Annotated in this window: 19 protein-coding genes; 16 read left to right on the top strand and 3 right to left on the bottom strand. The window is 32.4% G+C overall.

From position 1 onward, the window contains the following. The first annotated feature begins 25 nt into the window (after positions 1-25). The 16 genes from G548_RS0106875 (at position 26) to G548_RS0106800 (ending at position 16444) form a co-directional block, all read left to right on the top strand. Positions 26-1216 carry a glycosyltransferase gene (locus tag G548_RS0106875; protein WP_022793420.1) on the top strand — a complete coding sequence of 397 codons (1191 nt, stop codon included), beginning with the start codon at positions 26-28 and terminating at the stop codon, positions 1214-1216. A gap of 1 nt (position 1217) precedes the next feature. After that, positions 1218-2162 carry a glycosyltransferase gene (locus tag G548_RS18710; RefSeq protein WP_022793419.1) on the top strand — a complete coding sequence of 315 codons (945 nt, stop codon included), beginning with the start codon at positions 1218-1220 and terminating at the stop codon, positions 2160-2162. A gap of 19 nt (positions 2163-2181) precedes the next feature. After that, positions 2182-3498, top strand: coding sequence for an O-antigen polymerase (locus G548_RS0106865; RefSeq protein WP_022793418.1), 1317 nt, complete (start codon positions 2182-2184; stop codon positions 3496-3498). Beyond that, the gene (locus tag G548_RS0106860; RefSeq protein ID WP_022793417.1) at positions 3488-4957 is read left to right on the top strand and encodes a lipopolysaccharide biosynthesis protein; all 1470 of its coding nucleotides are present in this window, start codon (positions 3488-3490) and stop codon (positions 4955-4957) included. Before G548_RS0106865 ends, G548_RS0106860 begins: the two co-directional genes overlap by 11 nt. A gap of 11 nt (positions 4958-4968) precedes the next feature. Continuing rightward, entirely contained in the window at positions 4969-5841 is an 873-nt protein-coding gene (locus G548_RS18705) for a sulfotransferase family protein (RefSeq protein ID WP_022793416.1), read from the top strand. A 15-nt stretch (positions 5842-5856) separates the two neighbouring features. After that, positions 5857-6780 carry a sulfotransferase family protein gene (locus G548_RS17545; RefSeq protein ID WP_022793415.1) on the top strand — a complete coding sequence of 308 codons (924 nt, stop codon included), beginning with the start codon at positions 5857-5859 and terminating at the stop codon, positions 6778-6780. After that, the gene (locus G548_RS0106845; protein WP_022793414.1) at positions 6770-7606 is read left to right on the top strand and encodes a sulfotransferase domain-containing protein; all 837 of its coding nucleotides are present in this window, start codon (positions 6770-6772) and stop codon (positions 7604-7606) included. The genes G548_RS17545 and G548_RS0106845 overlap by 11 nt, the downstream gene beginning before the upstream one ends. A 35-nt stretch (positions 7607-7641) precedes the next feature. Then, entirely contained in the window at positions 7642-8514 is an 873-nt protein-coding gene (gene rfbA / locus G548_RS0106840; protein WP_022793413.1) for a glucose-1-phosphate thymidylyltransferase RfbA, read from the top strand. A gap of 15 nt (positions 8515-8529) precedes the next feature. Then, positions 8530-9480: a GDP-L-fucose synthase gene (gene fcl, locus G548_RS0106835; protein ID WP_022793412.1), complete on the top strand. Its 951-nt coding sequence runs from the start codon at positions 8530-8532 to the stop codon at positions 9478-9480. Then, the gene (gmd, locus tag G548_RS0106830; RefSeq protein WP_022793411.1) at positions 9477-10532 is read left to right on the top strand and encodes a GDP-mannose 4,6-dehydratase; all 1056 of its coding nucleotides are present in this window, start codon (positions 9477-9479) and stop codon (positions 10530-10532) included. Before fcl ends, gmd begins: the two co-directional genes overlap by 4 nt. Further along, positions 10529-11773 (top strand): WcaI family glycosyltransferase, encoded by a 1245-nt coding sequence (locus G548_RS0106825; protein WP_022793410.1) that lies wholly within the window; start codon positions 10529-10531, stop codon positions 11771-11773. The genes gmd and G548_RS0106825 overlap by 4 nt, the downstream gene beginning before the upstream one ends. 10 nt (positions 11774-11783) lie before the next feature. Then, positions 11784-13136, top strand: a complete 1353-nt coding sequence (locus tag G548_RS0106820) for a sugar phosphate nucleotidyltransferase (RefSeq protein WP_022793409.1) — start codon at positions 11784-11786, stop codon at positions 13134-13136. Positions 13137-13185: 49 nt separating this feature from the next. Then, positions 13186-13722, top strand: a complete 537-nt coding sequence (rfbC, locus tag G548_RS18985; RefSeq protein WP_027847250.1) for a dTDP-4-dehydrorhamnose 3,5-epimerase — start codon at positions 13186-13188, stop codon at positions 13720-13722. 10 nt (positions 13723-13732) lie between these two features. Then, entirely contained in the window at positions 13733-14704 is a 972-nt protein-coding gene (gene rfbB, locus G548_RS0106810) for a dTDP-glucose 4,6-dehydratase (RefSeq protein ID WP_022793408.1), read from the top strand. 11 nt (positions 14705-14715) lie between these two features. Further along, entirely contained in the window at positions 14716-15558 is an 843-nt protein-coding gene (gene rfbD / locus G548_RS0106805; protein ID WP_022793407.1) for a dTDP-4-dehydrorhamnose reductase, read from the top strand. 157 nt (positions 15559-15715) lie between these two features. Next, on the top strand, positions 15716-16444 hold the full coding sequence (locus G548_RS0106800; RefSeq protein ID WP_022793406.1) for a YveK family protein: 729 nt from the start codon (positions 15716-15718) through the stop codon (positions 16442-16444). Between the two features lie 515 nt (positions 16445-16959). On the opposite strand, the gene istB is transcribed toward G548_RS0106800, so the two are convergent. From istB to G548_RS17540, 3 genes are all read right to left on the bottom strand, one after another. Beyond that, positions 16960-17697: an IS21-like element helper ATPase IstB gene (gene istB / locus G548_RS0106795; protein ID WP_022793405.1), complete on the bottom strand. Its 738-nt coding sequence runs from the start codon at positions 17695-17697 to the stop codon at positions 16960-16962. Further along, positions 17694-18908 carry an IS21 family transposase gene (istA, locus tag G548_RS0106790; protein WP_022793404.1) on the bottom strand — a complete coding sequence of 405 codons (1215 nt, stop codon included), beginning with the start codon at positions 18906-18908 and terminating at the stop codon, positions 17694-17696. Before istA ends, istB begins: the two co-directional genes overlap by 4 nt. A 113-nt stretch (positions 18909-19021) precedes the next feature. Then, positions 19022-19367 (bottom strand): transposase (locus tag G548_RS17540; RefSeq protein WP_022793403.1); only part of this gene is annotated, 346 nt, incomplete at its 5' end.

Genomic DNA, 19367 nt, shown 5'->3' with positions numbered 1-19367 from the left:
TTAATATAGATAGGGGTAGAAATATATGAAGGTTCTTCATATCAATACCAGTCTCGATAGCGGTGGAGCGGCTAAAAGTGTGAAACAGTTAAGCGAAAAGTTAAATGAATTTGGTGTAACTTCTGATATTTTAATTGGATTCCAAGAAGATTCCGGAGAAAAGTTTTTTCTATACAAGAGATTTATGAAAAACATTAATGTTTTAATCACTAGATTTACGGGTCTAGATTCAGTTTGGTATCCTTTCAGTAAGAAAAACAAATTAAAAAAAATAATTGCGCAGTATGATTTAATACATATTCATAATTTCCATGGTTATTTTATGAAGATGGACTACTTAAACTTATTTAAAGACAAACCAGTGATTTGGAGTGTTAGAGATTTTTGGATTATTACTGGTGGATGTGCTTTTTTCCTGGATTGCGAAAGGTGGAAAATTGGTTGTGGAAATTGTCCTCATTTAGAAAGGTATCCTAAAAGTAGTTTTTTTGATTTCACAAATTTCATGTTTAGAAAAAAAGAAATGTCTATAGGAGAATTAAACAATATTACATTTGTTACATTAACCGATTGGGTAAAAGATACTTTAGAAAAGTCACATCTCAAGAATTCAAATATATATACAATTAATAATGGATTTGATCCAACTATCTATAACACTAATTCAAAAAAAAGCACAAATAGCAATTATAAAATTTTATTAATGGCTAATGTATTAAAAGCTGAAAGGAAAGGAATAAAACCGCTATTAGAAAGTTTACAAGAAATCCCTAATAATGAAGATTATGAAATTCATATCGTTGGAGAGGGTTTAAGTAATGAATTACGAACAATCATTAATAATTATAAAGTGATAGAATATGGTTATGTAAAAGACCCTGTTCAATTGAGTGAAATATATGCTTCGGTAGATCTATTTGTGAACCTTAGCTCAGCGGAAACATTTGGAAGAACTTCAGTAGAATCAATGCTTTGCGGAACTAGAGTTTTGGCTTACGACATACCTGTAATGAAAGAAGTGTTAGGTGATTTTGGGGTTTACATAAATGTAAATTCCAATGCAAAAGATATCGCAAAAAAAATAGAAAATTTCATGAGAGACTACAATAAAGATCCAATGACAGTGAGAAACTTTGCTATGAAATATTCAATTGATAATTCGGTAAGTAAACACATTGATCTATACAAAAAAACACTTTTAAATAAAGGAGATTAAAGTGAAAGAAAATAAAAAGCATCCCAAAATAGCAATAGTAATTTTAAATTGGAACAATGGTGAATTAACTAATAAGTGTGTAAGTTATCTTAAAGAAATTAAATATGAAAACAAAGAAATCTGGGTTTTAGATAATGGTTCTACTGATAATTCTTTGGAATTTCTAAGAAAGCTTGAAGATATCTATTTAATTACTAGTGAAAAGAATCTTGGATTTGCTAAAGGATTAAATTATGGTGTAGGAAAAGCTATAGATAACGGTGCAGATTATATTTGGGCTATAAATAACGACATAATTGTTGAAGATAAACATATATTAAATAAGTTTTTAAAACATGCTCTAAGATTGGAGAATTCTTTTGGAGTTCTTGGAGCAAATATAAAATTAAAAGATAGAACATATGATAAGATTTCTGCACGCAGAAAGTGGAGGTTGAAAGACAGGTTTTTGACAAATACCTTATTTGGAGTTTTATTAAGGAAGGCTCCTTTATTTAATAAAGAATTTAGAAAAATTTATTATAATTATTTTTTAGATAAACCCAATAACATAAATTTAATCTTGGTAGATGTGATTTCAGGAAGTGCTTTGTTCTTTAGCGAAAAATCTTTTAGGTTAATCAATGGGTTTGACGAAAATACTTTTTTGTATCAAGAAGAATATATTTTGAGTAAAAGAATAGAAAAATTTAATTTAGTTAGTGCAATCGCTTTTGATTGTGAAGTTATTCATCTTCATGGTCAGTCGACTCAAAAAATTGGTTCTTTTTCTTATATTGAATACATTAAAAGTGAATTATATTATCTAAATGAGTATACAGCACATTCAAATTTAACAGTTAATGTTTGGAAAATAATCAGAATTTTTGATGCTTTTTTAAAGGAAATTATTTTTCATAAGTTAGAGAAGGGAACTACAAAAGCAATTCTTAAATATTACTATTAAAAATCCAAAGGAGGTAGGAATGACTCAATTACTATGCTTATTAATTCTCTCTATAATTTGCGGTTTTATTACATTTAGAACTAAGGATATTTTTAATCCTGTTAATATAGTTTTTTTAGGTATTTTCTTCCATCTTATTATTGCTACTTTTAGATTCTCTAGTTTACAAAACGATTACTGGGTTACGGATACTATATTTATTTTTATACAAGCTTTTGTTATTTTGTTTATTTTTCCAGTTATTTTGTTGCTAATAAAAGCTCCCCCCAAAAAGAAAATAAACTATGATGTACTAAAGTATGTAGGAATTATACGTATTATTTCATTAATAGTATTAGGAATTGGTTTGATAGAAAATTTTATTATAAGTGGTAGTTTTTTACCTTTTTTGAATGCAACTGCAAGCTTACACAAAGATAGTGTGCCTGGATTAGATTTTTTTACAAGCACGGCAAGTGGAATCATAGGAATATTTTTAGTTGTTTATTATTTTAAAGAAAAAAATAAATTCGACTTACTTTTAAGTTTTTTATTAATAAGTTTGCCTTTACTTAAATTAAGTCGGATAGATTTTATTTTAACTGCTTTACTGGTTATTGTTTTATTTACATACTTAGTTAAATTTAATTTAAAAAAGATATTGATGTTGGTTGGCGGTGTTTTTTCTTTACTATTTTCTTTGGTTTTTATTGCCAACTATCGTTCGACAGCAGGTTATTCATATAATATAGACTACAGTGAAAGTATAATGTATACAGGTCCCAATGACCCATTCAATTTAATAGCTTATTATTACGGTTATTTTCCATTAAGCTTTGAGAATTTTGATTTATTAGTTAGAAATACAACTAACATGGGAGATTCTTTTTTAACATATGGTTTATACACTCTGAGACCAATAACTTTAGGAATATTTCAACTGAATAATATTATAGAAAGTTATCCTCAAACTGATTATTTTGCTTCATTAACTAATCCGGCATATAAAGCTGAAGTAATAGCTACTTTATTTGGTTATTACTATGTAGATTTTGGATCTTTGTTTATAGCGCTCCCTTTACTATTAACAATTATCCCTTTTTTATATTTGTATTATAAAAAACAAGATGATTTGTTTAAGAATCTATTATATGCTTTATTAGCTTCAAGCATACTAATGGGCGGATGGTCTAATTTTATAATCTCTCCATTAATATTACAAAAAATTATATTATTAATGATTTTCCTTAAATTGTTTTCTGTGAAATTTGTGATAAAGAAAAACACTGGAGATATTAAAGTGAGTTATGATGAAATAAGTCGAGAAAAAAGCAGAAGTGAGAAAAATGAATACTGAAAAAATATCTTTAAATACAGGAATAACTTTTGCAGCTTTATTGATAAGTTCTTTCTTTTCTTTTTTGAACTTAGCTTTAATAGCAAGAGCAATTACTTCGCATGATTTTGGTATGTTTACTTTTTTTCAAAGTATTTTGTTATATTTATTTATATTAGCAATGGGCGGAACAGAACAAACTCTTTTGAAGTTAATTCCTTTAAAAATTAAAAGAGGCTTAGATTCTTACTATAGTTTATTAAAATCTACTCAGTTTTTTTTAACTATAACTTCTATTTTCACTGTATTAGTATTAGTATCGATATTTCCTTTTGTGGAAAATTATACACAATTTGATAATGTTTATATGTATATTTTACCTTTAACTCTCATAATACCAGCGCAGACTATCATATTGTATTTTAAAACATTTAATAGAAGTGAATTTGCTTACATAAGATCAGTAATACCTGAAAAAATAATCAGGCCAATTGCTTTTTTTATTATACTATTAATTTTTAATTATTTAAATTTAAATAATATCGGTTATATATTTTTTGGTTTTTTCCTTAGTTATGCTATAGGTGCCTTGTTTTCAATTTTATTTAATAGAAAAACATTAATCAAAAAAACAGTGAATTTTAAATTTGATTCCGAGATAATTAAACTAGCCCCATCATTTACTTCAATTAGATTATTGAACCAATTTGGGCCCGTGGCAATAGTATTACTATTAGGTATTTTAGTTTCAGGCGAGGAGGTAGGTTTTTTTAGAGCTCCCCAACAAACTTCAAGCCTTATTAATATGGTTATTATGTCAATGAGTATGGTTTTTTTTCCTATAATGTCTAATTACTATGCTAATGAAAGAAATAATGAATTAGAGAAAATGTATAAAATAAGCACAAAGTGGACATTGATATTAGGAGGTTTTATTTGTTTACCAATGTTAATAGCTCCTGGAGAATTACTATTATTGTTTGGTGAAGAATTCAGCCAATATGGTTATGTGCTTCAAATTTTAGTAATAGGTCAATTGATTAAAATATCTACCGGTTCTTGTGGGAATTTACTTCTAATAATGGGGGAACAAAAAAAAATGTTAATAAATACCTCTATCCAAGTATTGTTAACATTGATTATTGCTATTTCAACTATACCTTATTTTGGGCTCTTTGGAGCTGCTCTGTCTATAACTTTAAGTGTTACAATTTTGAATATTATGTTAGTAATTTCTCTATGGAAAATTAGTGAAATGCATCCTTTTACAAGAAGCTATTTTGGTGTATTTATTTCTATATTGATTACAGTTGGAGTTGTGAATTTAATTTTTGTGAATGTAATTATAGAACCGAATTCACTTAGTATGCTTCTCAAATTTTTATTGATTTATTTCGTTTATTCTGCGTTAATATATTTTACTGCTTTAGACAATAATGAATTAGATGTACTAAAAAATAAAATCAAAAAAATATTTTAAAGGGGTATTTCATGAAACAACAAAAAAGATTAGAAGAATTATCACCAGTTATAGTAATTGGTATGCACCGATCTGGAACAACTATGTTAAGCAAACATTTAGAAAAAGCAGGTATATTTATGGGTGAAAAAAAAGAAAAAAATAATGAATCACTTTTTTTTCTAGAATTGAATAAATGGATCCTAAGACAATGCTATGCACGATGGGATGAAGTAGAAAGATATTATGAGTTAGAAAAGCACCCTTCATTAAAAAAAGAAATAATAAATAAAATGAGTTTTGATATAAAATTTTATAAGAAATTAAGGTATCTACATAAAAATCTGAAGTTCACCAACTTAGGTGAATTTGGTTGGAAAGACCCTCAAAACACTTTTACTGTTGACTTATGGAAAGAAATTTTCCCGAAAGCAAAAATCATTCATATTTATAGGAATCCCATAGATGTAGCTAAAAGCCTACAAAATAGAGAAATTAATAATATAAAAAATTTCGAGAGTAGTCTTAAAAACAGAATAAAGAAAAACATTTTAAATAAAGATATTGATTATATTAATTCATTCAAAGTTTTGAACTTAGACGGAGGAATTGATTTGTGGGAAAAATATATGACAAAAGCTAAATTAGTAGAAAAAAAATATAAAGGTTCTGTGTATTCTTTCTCTTACGAAGAATATTTAAGAAATCCTAAAATGTATTTAAAAAATATTTCTCAGTTTTTAAAAGTTGACTTTGAAGATAAAGAATTAAATTTTATAAGTCAAAATTTAGATCAAAATAGGGCTTTTGCATTCAAGAAAGACGAAGAGTTAGTGAATTATTATAAAGAAATACGTAATAATAAAATAGTAACTGATTATAATTATTCAAATATAGAATTGTAGAGGGAGAGAGTTTATTTGAAGCCAAATTTCATTATTGTTGGAGCATCTAAAGCTGGTACAACTTCATTACACCATTATTTAAGTCAACATTCAGATATATTAATGAGTAACCCAAAAGAAACTCATTTTTTTGAGGTAGAATCAGATGAAAAATCTTATGATTACTATATAAAAAAATATTTTAAAAATTGGAATGGTGAAAAAGCGGTTGGGGAAGCAACTCCATCATATTTATATGTTCCATTTGTACCTAAAAAAATACATCAATTTAACCCTGAAATGAAACTCATTATTATTTTAAGAAATCCAACACAAAGAGCTTTTTCAGCATGGTGGATGCATCGTCAAAAAGGCAGAGAAAATCTAAGTTTTAAATCTGCGATAGAAAATAATTTTAATAGAATTAATAAAGAGAATACTTTTGTGGGTGAAAAAGGAAAAGAAAATTGGAAAAATAATTTTGAGGCTTTAAAACAAAACAAGATTTTATATAGAACTTATATAGATATGGGATATTATTCAGAGCAATTGCTAAACTACATGCATTATTTTGAAAAAAATCAAATGCACATCATTTTATTAGAAGATTTAATTTCAGATCCTGAAAAAGAATTAAGGGAAATATTTGAATTTTTAGGCGTGGATAAAAATGAGAAAATAGATGTAAATAAAAAAAATGAATCGTTATCTAGATCTGCTTTTCCTATATATAGATTAGTTGGTACTAAGAACGTGCAAAAAATAGCCAAGGTTTTGCCAAGTAAATTAAAGAAAGTATTAATTATTTTTTTAAGAGGAAAAAGCAAAACTGTAAATATAGACGAAGAGACAAAAACAAAATTAGAAAAGCATTATTATAAATATAATCAAACCTTAGAAAAATTATTAGATAGAGAGTTAAAAAATTGGTCTAAAGGAAAAGATAAAAATGAAAATTAAAAAATCAGTTTTTTTTAGAAAAACAAATAAAGTAATTATGAAATTTAAAAAAAATATTATAATTGGTAATAAAAAAGGTGAAGGTTCAGTTATAGTAAATTCTTTTCCCAAAAGTGGAACACATTTATTACTTCAAGTTATCCAAAAATTCCCAAATGTAAATTATCAACATGACTTCATAGCCTCTCAACCATCATTAACATTTAAAGAACTAAACAACTGGAAAATTAATAAGAAAATAGAAAATATTACTGATCATGAAGTAGTTCCTGCGCATTTAATGTTTAATAGTGGTTTTGAAGAGATTATTAAAAAAAAGAATATTGTTCATTTTTTTATCTATAGAGATTTAAGAGATGTAGTTATTTCTGAAGCTTACTATTTATCAAAAATGAATAAATGGCATAAATTAAATAAATATTTTAAAAATTTATCAATGGATGAAGCAATTTCTTTAGCTATAAATGGTCTAGATGAGAAAGGAATTTACTATCCTGACATTGGTACAAGATTTGAAAGGTACAAAGAATGGATTAATAGAAGTAACACTTTTTCTTTAAGGTATGAAGATTTAATATCAAGCAATAAACATGATACTATTGAGAAAATGTTAATTTATTACTGTGAAAAGAATAATATAAATTTTGATTCAAATTACGTAACAAAGGCTTTAGAAAATATTAATCCTGCAAAGTCACATACATTTAGAAAAGGAGAAAAAAATAGTTGGAAAAACAATTTCTCAGAAAGAAATAAAAGAGACATGAAAAAACAGGCCGGTGAGTTATTGATAGAATTGAAAATGGAGAAAGACTTAAAATGGTAGTAACTGCAACTTAAATATAAGGAGGAGGGAGAAAATTGAAAGGGATCATTTTAGCCGGTGGTAATGGGACGAGGCTTGCACCGATAACAAAGGTAGTTTCAAAACAGTTATTACCTGTATATAATAAGCCGATGATATATTATCCACTATCCGTATTGATGCTAGCTGGCATAAAAGAAATTTTAATTATATGTTTGCCAAGAGATATCGAGTCATTTAGAAGTCTTCTAGGAAATGGAGATTGGCTAGGTTTAGATATTAAATATAAAGTACAAGAAGAACCTAGGGGTTTAGCTGAAGCTTTTATAATAGGCGAAGAATTTATTGGAAAGAGCAGCGTTGCCTTAATATTAGGTGATAATATATTTTATGGTCATGGATTGACTAACTTAATAAAGAAAGCAAGTGGAATTGAGTATGGAGCTACTATTTTTGGTTACTATGTAAATAACCCTACTAGTTTTGGTGTAGTAAATTTCGACAAAAATTTAAAAGCTGTATCTTTGGAAGAAAAGCCAAAAGTACCTAAATCGAATTACGCTGTCACAGGCTTATACTTTTATGATAATGATGTTGTTAGAATAGCAAAAAATGTCATACCTTCGCATCGAGGCGAGTTAGAAATTACAGATATAAACCAAGAATATTTACAGCAAGGAAAGCTTAATGTTGAATTACTTGGAAGAGGTTATGCATGGTTAGATACAGGTACACATGAAACCTTATTAGAAGCTTCTCAGTTTATTGAAACCATAGAAAAAAGACAAAGTTTAATGATAGCTTGTATTGAAGAAATAGCCTACAGTGAAGGTTTTATAAGTAAACAAGACTTGTTTTCTTTGAGTGTAAATAATCCTAAAAACCAGTATGATATGTATTTAAAAAAATTAACTTCAATTATAGATTGATTAAGAGGTGGCTAAATGAAAAAAAATTCGAAGATATATGTAGCCGGCCATAGGGGATTAGTTGGCTCTGCTATTTATCGTAAACTAGAAGAAGAAGGGTATTCGAATGTGATAACCCGAAATAGCAAAGAGCTTGATCTACGGGAAAAGCATGAGGTAGAACAATTTTTTGCTGAAGAAGAAGTTGATTATGTATTCCTGGCAGCTGCTAAAGTAGGAGGCATAGTAGCAAATAATGAATACCCTGCTGACTTTATTAGAGATAATTTATTGATTCAAACAAATGTTATCGATGCTGCCTATCAAAACGATGTTAAAAAACTGATGTTTTTAGGAAGTACATGTATCTACCCAAAACATGCGGAACAGCCCTTAAATGAAAAGGCTTTGCTTACAGGTGAACTAGAACCTACAAATGAGCCTTATGCTATAGCAAAAATCGCTGGCGTGAAGATGTGTGAATCTTATAATAGGCAATATGGAACGAACTTTATTCCAGTAATGCCAACGAATTTGTATGGTATTGGAGATAACTTCGATTTAGAAAAATCACATGTATTGCCGGCCTTGATGCGTAAATTTCATGAAGCTAAAGAAAATAATGAAGGAAGTGTGGAAGTGTGGGGAAGCGGTACACCATTAAGAGAATTTCTTTATTCCGATGATTTAGCTGATGGCTGTCTGTTTTTAATGGAACATTATAACGACAGTGAAATCATTAACATTGGGGTAGGGAAAGATATTTCGATTAAAGAAGCAGCGTTATTAATGAAAGAAGTAGTTGGTTTCGAAGGAGACTTAAACTTTGACACTTCTAAGCCGGACGGTACACCAAGGAAACTAGTAGATACTACTAAGATTAATGACCTTGGTTGGAGCGCTAAAACAGATTTAAAAGAAGGTTTGGAAAAAACATATCGCTGGTTTTTAGAAAATCATGAAAAAGCTATTGGAGGAAGAAAATGAAAATAGCCTTAATCACTGGAGTAACAGGCCAAGACGGATCTTATTTAGCCGAATTATTATTGGAAAAAGATTATCAGGTCCACGGCATCATTCGCAGGAGTTCGTCCTATAATCTAGATAGATTGGACGAAATACATATTGAAGGAGTAAAGAAAAACGAAAATTTCCATCTCCATTACGGAGATATGACTGATTCAATGAATGTTATTCGTTTAATCAGCGAAACGCAGCCGGATGAAATTTATAACCTTGCTGCTCAGTCTCATGTAAAAGTTTCTTTTGATATGCCGGAATACACAGCGGATGTAGATGGCGTTGGTACTCTCCGTATTTTAGAAGCAGTGCGTATTTTAAAGTTGAGTGAAAAAACTAGAATTTACCAAGCTTCCACGTCTGAGCTTTATGGTAAAGTGCAGGAAGTTCCTCAAAGTGAAACAACTCCTTTTTATCCACGTTCTCCTTATGGCGTAGCAAAAATGTATGGTTTTTGGATTACCAAAAACTACCGTGAATCGTATAATATGTTTGCAGTAAACGGTATTCTATTCAATCATGAATCCGAGCGTCGCGGAGAAGAGTTCGTTACTAGAAAGATTACCTTGGCAGCCGCTCGTATAGCATATGGTAAGCAAGAAAAGCTCTACTTGGGCAATTTAGATGCAAAGCGTGACTGGGGTTACGCAAAAGATTATGTAGAGTGTATGTGGTTGATGCTTCAACACGATACACCGGAAGACTTTGTAATAGCTACTGGAGAAATGCATACAGTAAGAGAGTTTGTAGAAAAAACCTTTTTAGAAGTAGGAATTAATATAAAATGGGAAGGGGAGGGCGTTAACGAAATAGGAATTGATTTGAAAACCGGAAAAACTATTATCAAAGTTGAAGAAAAATATTTTAGACCAGCTGAAGTAGAGCAATTAATGGGAGACCCTTCTAAAGCAGAAGATTTATTGAAATGGGACTCAAAAAAAACTTCATTTGATGAATTAATCAAAAAAATGGTAGCTTTTGATATAAAAAAGAAAAACCTGGAGGTATATGAGTCATGAAAATACTGCTTTATAGTATCAATTATGCTCCAGAACCTACGGGAACAGGGAAATACAACGGAGAATTAGCTAATTGGTTAACAAATCAAGGACATGAGGTAGAAGTTATTACTTCATTACCGCATTATCCCCAATGGAAAATTCATGATAAATACAATGAAAAAAAATTTTATTATGAAGAAATTGATGGGGTGAAAATTTATAGAACACCTCTTGTAATTCAAAAAGAATCAACGATAAATGCAAAAGGCAGGATACTTATGGAAATGTCTTTTTTAGTTTATTCTATAAAGTATTGGATGCCAATTTTATTGAATAAAAAAAAATATGATGTAGTTATAGCAGTATCCCCCCCATTATTAACAGGAATTTTTCCAACTCTTTATAAGAAATTCAGGAAAGTCCCTTGGGTTTTTCATATACAAGATTTGCAAGTGGATGCGGCGGAAAAACTAAATATGCTTAAATCAAAATCGTTAATTCGCTTTTTATACCTAATTGAAAAAAGAATTCTTAGTGAAGCAAATAAAATTACCACTATTACAGAAGCAATGAAAAAGAAAATTGCAAAAAAAGGCTTGAAAGAAAATAAACTTAGCTTGTTTCCAAATTGGTCTAATGTTGGTAGGTTTAGTGATGATCGAATGAAAAATTATTACAGAAATTTATGGAAGCTAGACTCTGATGATGTATTGTTTATGTATGCTGGAAACATTGGAGAAAAGCAAGGATTAGACATATTGCTAGATGTAGGAAAAAATATTACAGAAAAAAATATTAAAATAGCCATAGTTGGAGAAGGTTCAGGAAAAAAACAATTAATAGATAAAGCAGAAGAGCTTAATTTAAAAAATATTCATTTTTTAAATGTACAACCTGTAGAAAAATTGCCAGAATTGTTAGCCGCAGCCGATATTCATTTGATCATTCAAAAAAGAGAAGCTGGAGATTTGGTAATGCCTTCTAAATTGACAAATATTGTTGCTTCAGGGAAAGCAAGTATTATAACTGCGGATGAAAATACAACATTGCATAATATTGTAAAAGAATTTGGTTTTGGAATAGCTACGCCTTCGGAGAATTCTCAACGGCTACTTGAAGAAATGCTTAAACTAGCTAAAGAAACTGATTTAAAAAGAAGTATGGAAGACTGCGCTTTAGAGTATTCAAAAAAATACGTTAACCAAAATACTATTTTAAAAACTTTTGAACAAGAGCTTTACACTATGATAAAAACCTAAGGTGGTAAGTATGCACTGTATTTTGCTTTCAGGCGGATCTGGAAAAAGATTATGGCCACTCTCAAATGAAACAAGATCTAAACAATTTTTGAAGTTGTTAAATAATTTCAAAGGCGAAAATATTTCTATGGTGCAAAAAACTTGGAGTCAAATTGAAGCTAATTCGATGGCGGATAGTACTATAATAGCAACTTCAAAGTCTCAAGAAGATATTTTAAAAAATCAGTTGGGTTCCAAAGTACCTATAGTTATAGAACCAGAAAGAAGAGACACTTTTCCAGCCATTGTACTTGCTCTATCTTACTTACAAAATGAAAAAAATCTATCAGACGATGAAATAGTCACCGTTTTACCCGTGGATTCTTACGTTGAAGATCATTTTTTTGATGTCATTAAAAATTTAGAAAAGGATTTAACCAATAGTGAATTTGACTTAGGTTTGGTAGGAACGCCGCCTACTTATGCTTCGGAAAAATATGGATATATAATACCGGAAAGAGTCGGAGTGGAAGTCTCAAAAGTTAAAAAATTTGTTGAAAAGCCAACTGAAAAAGAAGCCGCGATACTCTTAGAAAAACAAGCGGTTTGGAATTGTGGGATATTTACTTTCCAAATTAAATTTTTAAGAAAAATCGTTGAAAAAATTGGATTGAATTTTGATTATTCATGGTTATCGAGAAATTTCAATTCTTTACCACAAAATAGTTTTGATTATGAAGTTTTAGAAAGGGGTTCTAATTTTATAGTCAGAAATTATAATGGTTTTTGGAAAGACTTAGGTACTTGGAATACTGTTACTGAAGAAATGGCTACTAATCAAGTTGGCCAAGGTCATATAGATGAATCATGCACTAATACCCATTTAATTAATGAACTAGATATACCGGCAGTAGTATCCAATATCCACAATGCTATTGTAGCTATTAGTCCTGACGGTATATTAGTCAGTGATAAAAATAGTAATAAAAATATAAAAGAATTAATCAAAAACTTTAATCAACCTATAATGTATGAAGAAAGAAGGTGGGGATGGTCTAAAACATTAGAATACTCAAAATATGATGAAAACAATGAGATGGTAACAAAAAAAATTGCTATTAATAAGGGAAAAAATTCTAGTTATCATTATCATAATTTTCGAGAGGAAAGTTGGACTGTAGTTAAGGGTGAAGGTGAAGTAATTATCGATGGGAAAATTGGACTAATTGAAAGAGGAGATATAATAAAAATTCCTTTAAATACAAAACATGCTGTTAAAGCTACTACAGATTTAGAAATAATTGAAGTCCAATACGGCGTTCATATAAATAGTGAAGATATAAGTAGGTTATCATTTAATTGGGAGACAATACAAAATTCTTAGATTAATATATAATGCGCACCTTTAAAAGAAAATAAGTGGAGGTTTTAAAATTAAAATATTACGAACAGAACATCCAGAAGTTTTTATTTTAGAAACTAAATATTTTGCAGATAACAGGGGGTTTTTTACGGAAAGTTACAACAAAAAAACCTTTCAAGAGTTAGGATTTAATCATGATTTTATTCAAGATAATCATTCGTTCTCAGTTGAGCCTCACACAATTAGAGGACTTCATTACCAAGCTAATCCTAAGGCTCAAACGAAGCTTGTGAAAGTTATAAAAGGAGCCGTATTTGATGTAGCAGTAGATTTAAGAAAAGATTCTTTAAACTATGGAAAATATGCTACTTCTATATTAAGTGAGAATAACAAACGCCAGATGCTAGTCCCCAAAGGATTTGCACATGGTTTTTGTACATTAGTTAAAAATACCCACGTAATATATAAAGTTGATGAGTATTATTCAAAAGAACATGATAATGGAATTATTTGGAACGATGAAAAATTAGCAATAAATTGGCCAACAGATTCTCCCATATTATCTGAAAAAGATAAAATTAATCCAAATATAACTAATATAAATTAAGGAGCTTAAAATGAATATTTTAGTTACAGGTGGAAATGGATTTATTGGAAGTAACTTTATACGTTATGTGCTAAAAAATTCTGATTATAACGTAGTGAATTTAGATTTATTAACCTATGCTGGAAATAGAAATAATTTATTGGATGTAAATAGTCATAAATATGAGTTTATATATGGAGATATAAATAATGAAGATTTAATAAACTTGATCATTAATAAATTTAATATAAATGTTATTTTAAATTTTGCTGCAGAGTCACATGTGGATAGAAGTATAGAAGGTCCTAAACTTTTTTTTGAAACAAATTTAATGGGAACACAGAGTTTGTTAAACCAAGCTAAAAAGAACTCTATAGATAGATTTATTCAAATATCTACTGACGAAGTTTATGGGTCCATAGAGAACGGAAATCATTTTAGCGAAAGTTCTCCTTTAAAACCTAATAGCCCTTATTCATCTAGTAAAGCTGGAGCAGATTTATTGGTTAGGTCCTATTATAAAACTTATGATTTTCCAGGTATAATTACTAGATGTTCAAATAATTATGGACCTTACCAGCACCCAGAAAAGTTAATACCTATGGTAATAAAAAAAGCCTTGCGTGACGAAAAATTGCCAGTATATGGAGATGGAAAGCAAATACGCGATTGGTTACATGTAGATGATCATTGTAAGGCTATATTTACAGTATTAAAATATGGTAATGAAGGTGAAGTTTATAATATAGGCGGAAATAATGAAATTGCTAATATAGAAGTAATAAAAAACATCCTTAGATATTTGAACAAGTCTTACGATTTAATAGAATATGTAAAAGATAGAAAAGGTCATGATAGAAGATATGCTATCGATTCTTCAAAGCTCAAAAATGAACTTGGATGGGAACCTGAACAAACTTTTGAAAAGGGTATAAATCATACATTAAATTGGTATTTAAATAATGCTTCTTGGGTGGAAGATGTTGAGAAGAATCGTTGTTAGGAGAATAATTAATGGGAAATAAAGTTTTAATAACAGGAGGAAACGGCCAACTGGGTAGGGCTTTAAAACAATTGTTTGAAGAAGATTATGAAGTAATTAGTTATGGTAAAGATGAGTTAGACGTTTCAAACTATAATGAAGTAAAAAAAGCCATAAGATTGAATTTACCAAATATAATTATACACACTGCTGCCTATACAGATGTAGAGGGGGCAGAAGATTTAAATAAAAAAGAGTTAGCATATCTAGTCAATTCTTTTGGAACTAGAAACGTAGCTATTGAAGCTGAATACGCCAATGCTAAATTGATTTATATAAGCACTGATTATGTATTTGATGGCGAACACATAAAAAAAATTAATGAATTTACTTCAACCAATCCATTAAATTCTTATGGACTATCAAAATTAGAAGGGGAAAACTTTGTCAAAAATTTTCATTCAAAATTTTTTATTGTGAGAACATCATGGGTTTTTGGACATGGTGGGAAAAATTTTGTTAATACTATGTTAAATTTATCTAAATCAAAAGACGAATTAAGAATTGTAAATGATCAAATTGGCTCTCCAACATATGCAATTGATTTAGCTAATAGTATAAAACAATTCAGTTCCTCAAATTTGTATGGAACTTATCATGTAACTAATAGCGGGGAATGCTCATGGTATGAGTTTGCAAAAGAAATCTTTAGAATTAAGAATATCGAAATAAATATAATACCGGTGACTTCTCAAGAATTTCCAACTAAAGCGAGAAGACCTAAATATTCAGTGCTAGAAAATTTATCATTAAAACTAAATAATTTTGAAGCAATGCCACATTGGAAAAATGCTTTATTAAGGTATCTTGAATAATAAAGAGTAAATTTAGAAGTATGTGTTTCAGTGTTGGAGGCAAATTTTATTATTTACACAGGATAAAGATTATCAATGAAATTTTAAGTCAAAAATAAATTAGTTTATTAATTAGCATTTTAGCATGGGAAAAAATTTAAAATTATCGGAGGATTGTATGGAAGAAACAATTAGTCTCCAGGAATTATTTCAAACGCTAAAGAAGCGTATAGGCTTAATTATTGCTATTACACTTTTAGGAATTATAATTAGTGCTATAGTTACGTATTTTATTATGACTCCCCAGTACCAGGCTTCAACACAAGTTTTAGTGAACCAGTCTCAAGTAGGAGAAGAACCTATTACTTCGCAAGAACTACAGTCGAATAGAGAGTTTATAAATACATACAGTGTCATAATGGCAAGCCCTACTATTCTAGAACCGGTAATTCAAGAAATTGGACTTAATGATTCTGTGGGAGAACTAAGAGAAAAAATTACAATTTCAGCAGAAGAGGAATCACAAGTAGCTAATATAACAGTAGAAGATTCAAATCCTGAAACTGCTGTTACAATTGCTAATACATTAGCGACAATATTTGAACAGCAAATTCCTGAAATTATGGATGTTGATAATGTAAGTATACTATCTGAAGCACAAATGGAAAATAGTAACAGTCCTATTTCTCCTCAACCAACATTAAACTTGGTATTAGGTTTTGTGATTGGTTTAATGGTCGGTATTGGGCTAGCATTTTTATTAGATTTTCTGGACAAAACAGTCAAAACTGAACAAGACGTAGAAAAAGAAATCGGTTTGCCTATTCTAGGTATCGTGCCGATTATGTCAGATAAAGATTTGAGTAAATTTCCAAATGAAAATATTACTGAGAGGAAAAATAAATAATATCAAAACCGAACTTTTGTTCGATTTTGCCGTCAGGTTCAAGGTGCGGCACATTTCTTCAAGGCGCTTAATCATGGCTGTTCTCTCAACGAGAACTGGTCATAAAACGTCAACGAACGTGTGTCGACATCCAGGGAACGCATAGAAACAGATAGCCGGGGGTCAGTTCATGACCCCCGTCAAGTAGACAATGAAAATAAGTGAAACTCTTAAGCGGCTTGAATCCGGTGTTTTATCGGGGTCAAGCCGCTTAAATGTTCCTGTTTATCATCGGCTTTAACAAATCGAACTAATACGCTTTGAACTGTAGACATAAAGCGAATAATAAGATAATCTAAATATGTCCTGTAGGGACAGTAGAATACATGTGCATTCTATCTAGCAAAAAGGCAGCCGTGCAGGAGGCTGTCTTTTTGCGTGGCTAATTGTTTAGTGCAAAATGGAATTGGGTCTTATTGTCAAGGCCGGTCGATCTTTCCCCAAAAACGACGGAATAAAATTCCCCAGAAGGAAGCTTAGTCTTCCTTCTGTTTTTCTTTCATTCGGTAGCTTTCTCCTTTCATGTTGAAAATATGGGAGTGGTGGAGCAGCCGGTCAAGCATCGCTGTCGCGATGATGGAATCGCCCATGATTTCTCCCCATTCGCCAAAGGCTTTATTCGACATGAGGAGAATCGGTCCGCGTTCGTACCGACGGGCGATCACCTGAAACAGATAATGAGCGCTGCCTGGATCCAGCTTCATATAGCCCATTTCATCAATAATGAGCACCGATGGTTTGACCAGGCTGCGGATCTTTTTCTCCAGCCGGCCTTCGGCGTCCGCCTTTTGGCACTGAAGCACGAGCTCGTGCGCTGTCACAAAATACGTTTTGTAGCCATGAGCGATGGCTTCCAGCCCCAGCGAAACAGCGAGATGTGTTTTTCCAATGCCCGGAGGGCCAAGGAAAATCAGGTTTTCGTTCGCCTCGATAAAGGATAAAGTGGCACATTCCTGCATACGCCGGTGATCCACGGAGGGCTGGGCCGGGAAATCGAAATCATCCAGGGTCTTTCGAAACGGGAGGCGGGCAAACTTGAGGAGTGTCTGCACCGACCGGGCATGCTTGGCTGCCACTTCTTCTTCCAGAAGGTTGTATAAAAACGTCGAATAGGCTATATTATCGGTGGAAGCCTGTTGGGCCATGGCGGACCATCGGTCCGCGGTGACTGGCAGGTTCAAGGTGCGGCACATGGCTTCAAGGCGCTTGTTCATGATTGTTCTCCCAGCGAGAACCGATCATAAAACGTCAACGAACGCGTGTCGACATCCAACGAAGATAGGGAAGCAGATGGCCGGTGGTCAGCCGGGGCCATCTGTTTCTTTTTGTTGTAGTCTCCCCATCGAGAAGCTGACGGGCCGAATCGCTGAAACGAAACCGGCGAGCCCTGACAAAACATCGATAGGTCGCCATGAAGCGTTTCTTTAATCAATATATCTTTGCCCGCAAAGGCGGAGGCAAGCATCCATTTCTCTCCCCGGTAGGACAGCGAGCCATCCCAGTGCGATTTTCGGTACGTATGATAACTGGTATCGTACCGTTTCACGGTATGTATCGGCCGCAGCTGTTCGTCGGCCCAACGTTCCTGAGGGGAGATGCCTGTCGTTTGATGAATCTTTCGATTGCCGGTCTGGTCCAGCCATCGTAAAAGCTCCAGATTCGTCTGATCCAGGGAGGTAATCGGTCGGCCCTGAAGAAAATGATTCTGCAGGTATTGAATCGATCGCTCCACCTTGCCTTTCGTTTGGGCCCGGTAGGGTCGGCAGGCCTTGGGAATAAATCCGTAATAATCGGCAAAGGCCGCGAATCGTTCATTCCACAACACCCGTCCCTGATCTCTGCCATGGACCACTGTCTTCATGTTGTCGAACAAAAGGCGCTGCGGGACTCCGCCAAAATACTCAAATGCTCGAATGAGCCCTTCCATCACATGCTCCAGGTCCTGTTTGTCGGTTAACCAGGCATACTTCATGCGTGAATACCCCAAAATCACCACGAATAGGGACAGTTTATGCTGGCTGCCGTCGATCTCCACCAGGCCAACGTCTTTCCAATCCACCTGCATTTGTTCGCCCGGCCGGGTTTCATACCGCATTGTATACTTTTTCTTGGCGGCAGCCCGGTAGGGCTTCATATAATCCTTCAGAATGGTAAGACCTCCGTCGTAGCCCTTCACCTCAATCTCTTCGAACAATTTCACACTATTCCATACCTGATCTTCCAACATGCGCTGGTCCAGATACGGCTTGTAGGGATCGAGTTTACTGGCTTTCTGTTTCCGTTTGGATGGTACCGGTGCTGACGGAGCCGTGAGATATTTTCGTACGGTTTTTCGGTCCATGCGAAGCTCGCGGGCAATATCGGAGATCGACATCCCCCGTTCTTTCATTTCCTTAATCATAAAAAATTCCCCTTTCGTTTTCACAAACCACAGCACTCCTTTCTTGGCTATGGTTTGTATTGTACGTGGGGAAATTTATTCCGGCTATAATGGGGAGTTTATCATCGGGGCTGTCCCAAAATTCGAATGATAGCTCTTTAAGCGGAAGCTGGAGATGTTTCTCCGGCTTCTTTTTTCGTATTTTCCGCTTTTTTCCGTAAGTTATGGGCGACGGCCAACAATCCAAATTCCGTGGTCACCTTGGCGGTGCCCCGCAGGGCAAACCGGCGAAAGCGACGATTCGCTTTCAAGTGCCCAAAAACACTTTCGGCTTCGATCTTGCGCCGGGCATAGGTGGACGCTCCCTCGTCGCTCGTTAACGCCCGGCGGGCGATCGCCTTGCCCTCTTCATATACCGGGTTGATGCGAACCTGCCGGTTGCCCTCGGCGGTGGTGCATTGGGGTTTCAACGGACACTCGCTGCAGTCTTCGCTTTCATACCGT

Origin of the sequence: Marinococcus halotolerans DSM 16375, from assembly GCF_000420725.1 — a bacterium.
In the GTDB taxonomy this organism is placed as follows: domain Bacteria; phylum Bacillota; class Bacilli; order Bacillales; family Marinococcaceae; genus Marinococcus; species Marinococcus halotolerans.
The sequence above is the reverse complement of the archived record's forward strand: the minus strand, read 5'-3'. Positions and strand labels throughout refer to the sequence as shown.

Coding starts and splice junctions, on each gene's coding strand:
- G548_RS0106825 (WP_022793410.1), top strand. CDS start 10,529: ATGAAAATACTGCTTTATAGTATCAATTATGCTCCAGAACCTACGGGA.
- rfbB (WP_022793408.1), top strand. CDS start 13,733: ATGAATATTTTAGTTACAGGTGGAAATGGATTTATTGGAAGTAACTTT.
- G548_RS0106865 (WP_022793418.1), top strand. CDS start 2,182: ATGACTCAATTACTATGCTTATTAATTCTCTCTATAATTTGCGGTTTT.
- G548_RS0106820 (WP_022793409.1), top strand. CDS start 11,784: ATGCACTGTATTTTGCTTTCAGGCGGATCTGGAAAAAGATTATGGCCA.
- G548_RS0106875 (WP_022793420.1), top strand. CDS start 26: ATGAAGGTTCTTCATATCAATACCAGTCTCGATAGCGGTGGAGCGGCT.
- rfbD (WP_022793407.1), top strand. CDS start 14,716: ATGGGAAATAAAGTTTTAATAACAGGAGGAAACGGCCAACTGGGTAGG.
- G548_RS18705 (WP_022793416.1), top strand. CDS start 4,969: ATGAAACAACAAAAAAGATTAGAAGAATTATCACCAGTTATAGTAATT.
- G548_RS0106845 (WP_022793414.1), top strand. CDS start 6,770: ATGAAAATTAAAAAATCAGTTTTTTTTAGAAAAACAAATAAAGTAATT.
- gmd (WP_022793411.1), top strand. CDS start 9,477: ATGAAAATAGCCTTAATCACTGGAGTAACAGGCCAAGACGGATCTTAT.
- G548_RS0106860 (WP_022793417.1), top strand. CDS start 3,488: ATGAATACTGAAAAAATATCTTTAAATACAGGAATAACTTTTGCAGCT.
- fcl (WP_022793412.1), top strand. CDS start 8,530: ATGAAAAAAAATTCGAAGATATATGTAGCCGGCCATAGGGGATTAGTT.
- G548_RS0106800 (WP_022793406.1), top strand. CDS start 15,716: ATGGAAGAAACAATTAGTCTCCAGGAATTATTTCAAACGCTAAAGAAG.
- istB (WP_022793405.1), bottom strand. CDS start 17,697: ATGAACAAGCGCCTTGAAGCCATGTGCCGCACCTTGAACCTGCCAGTC.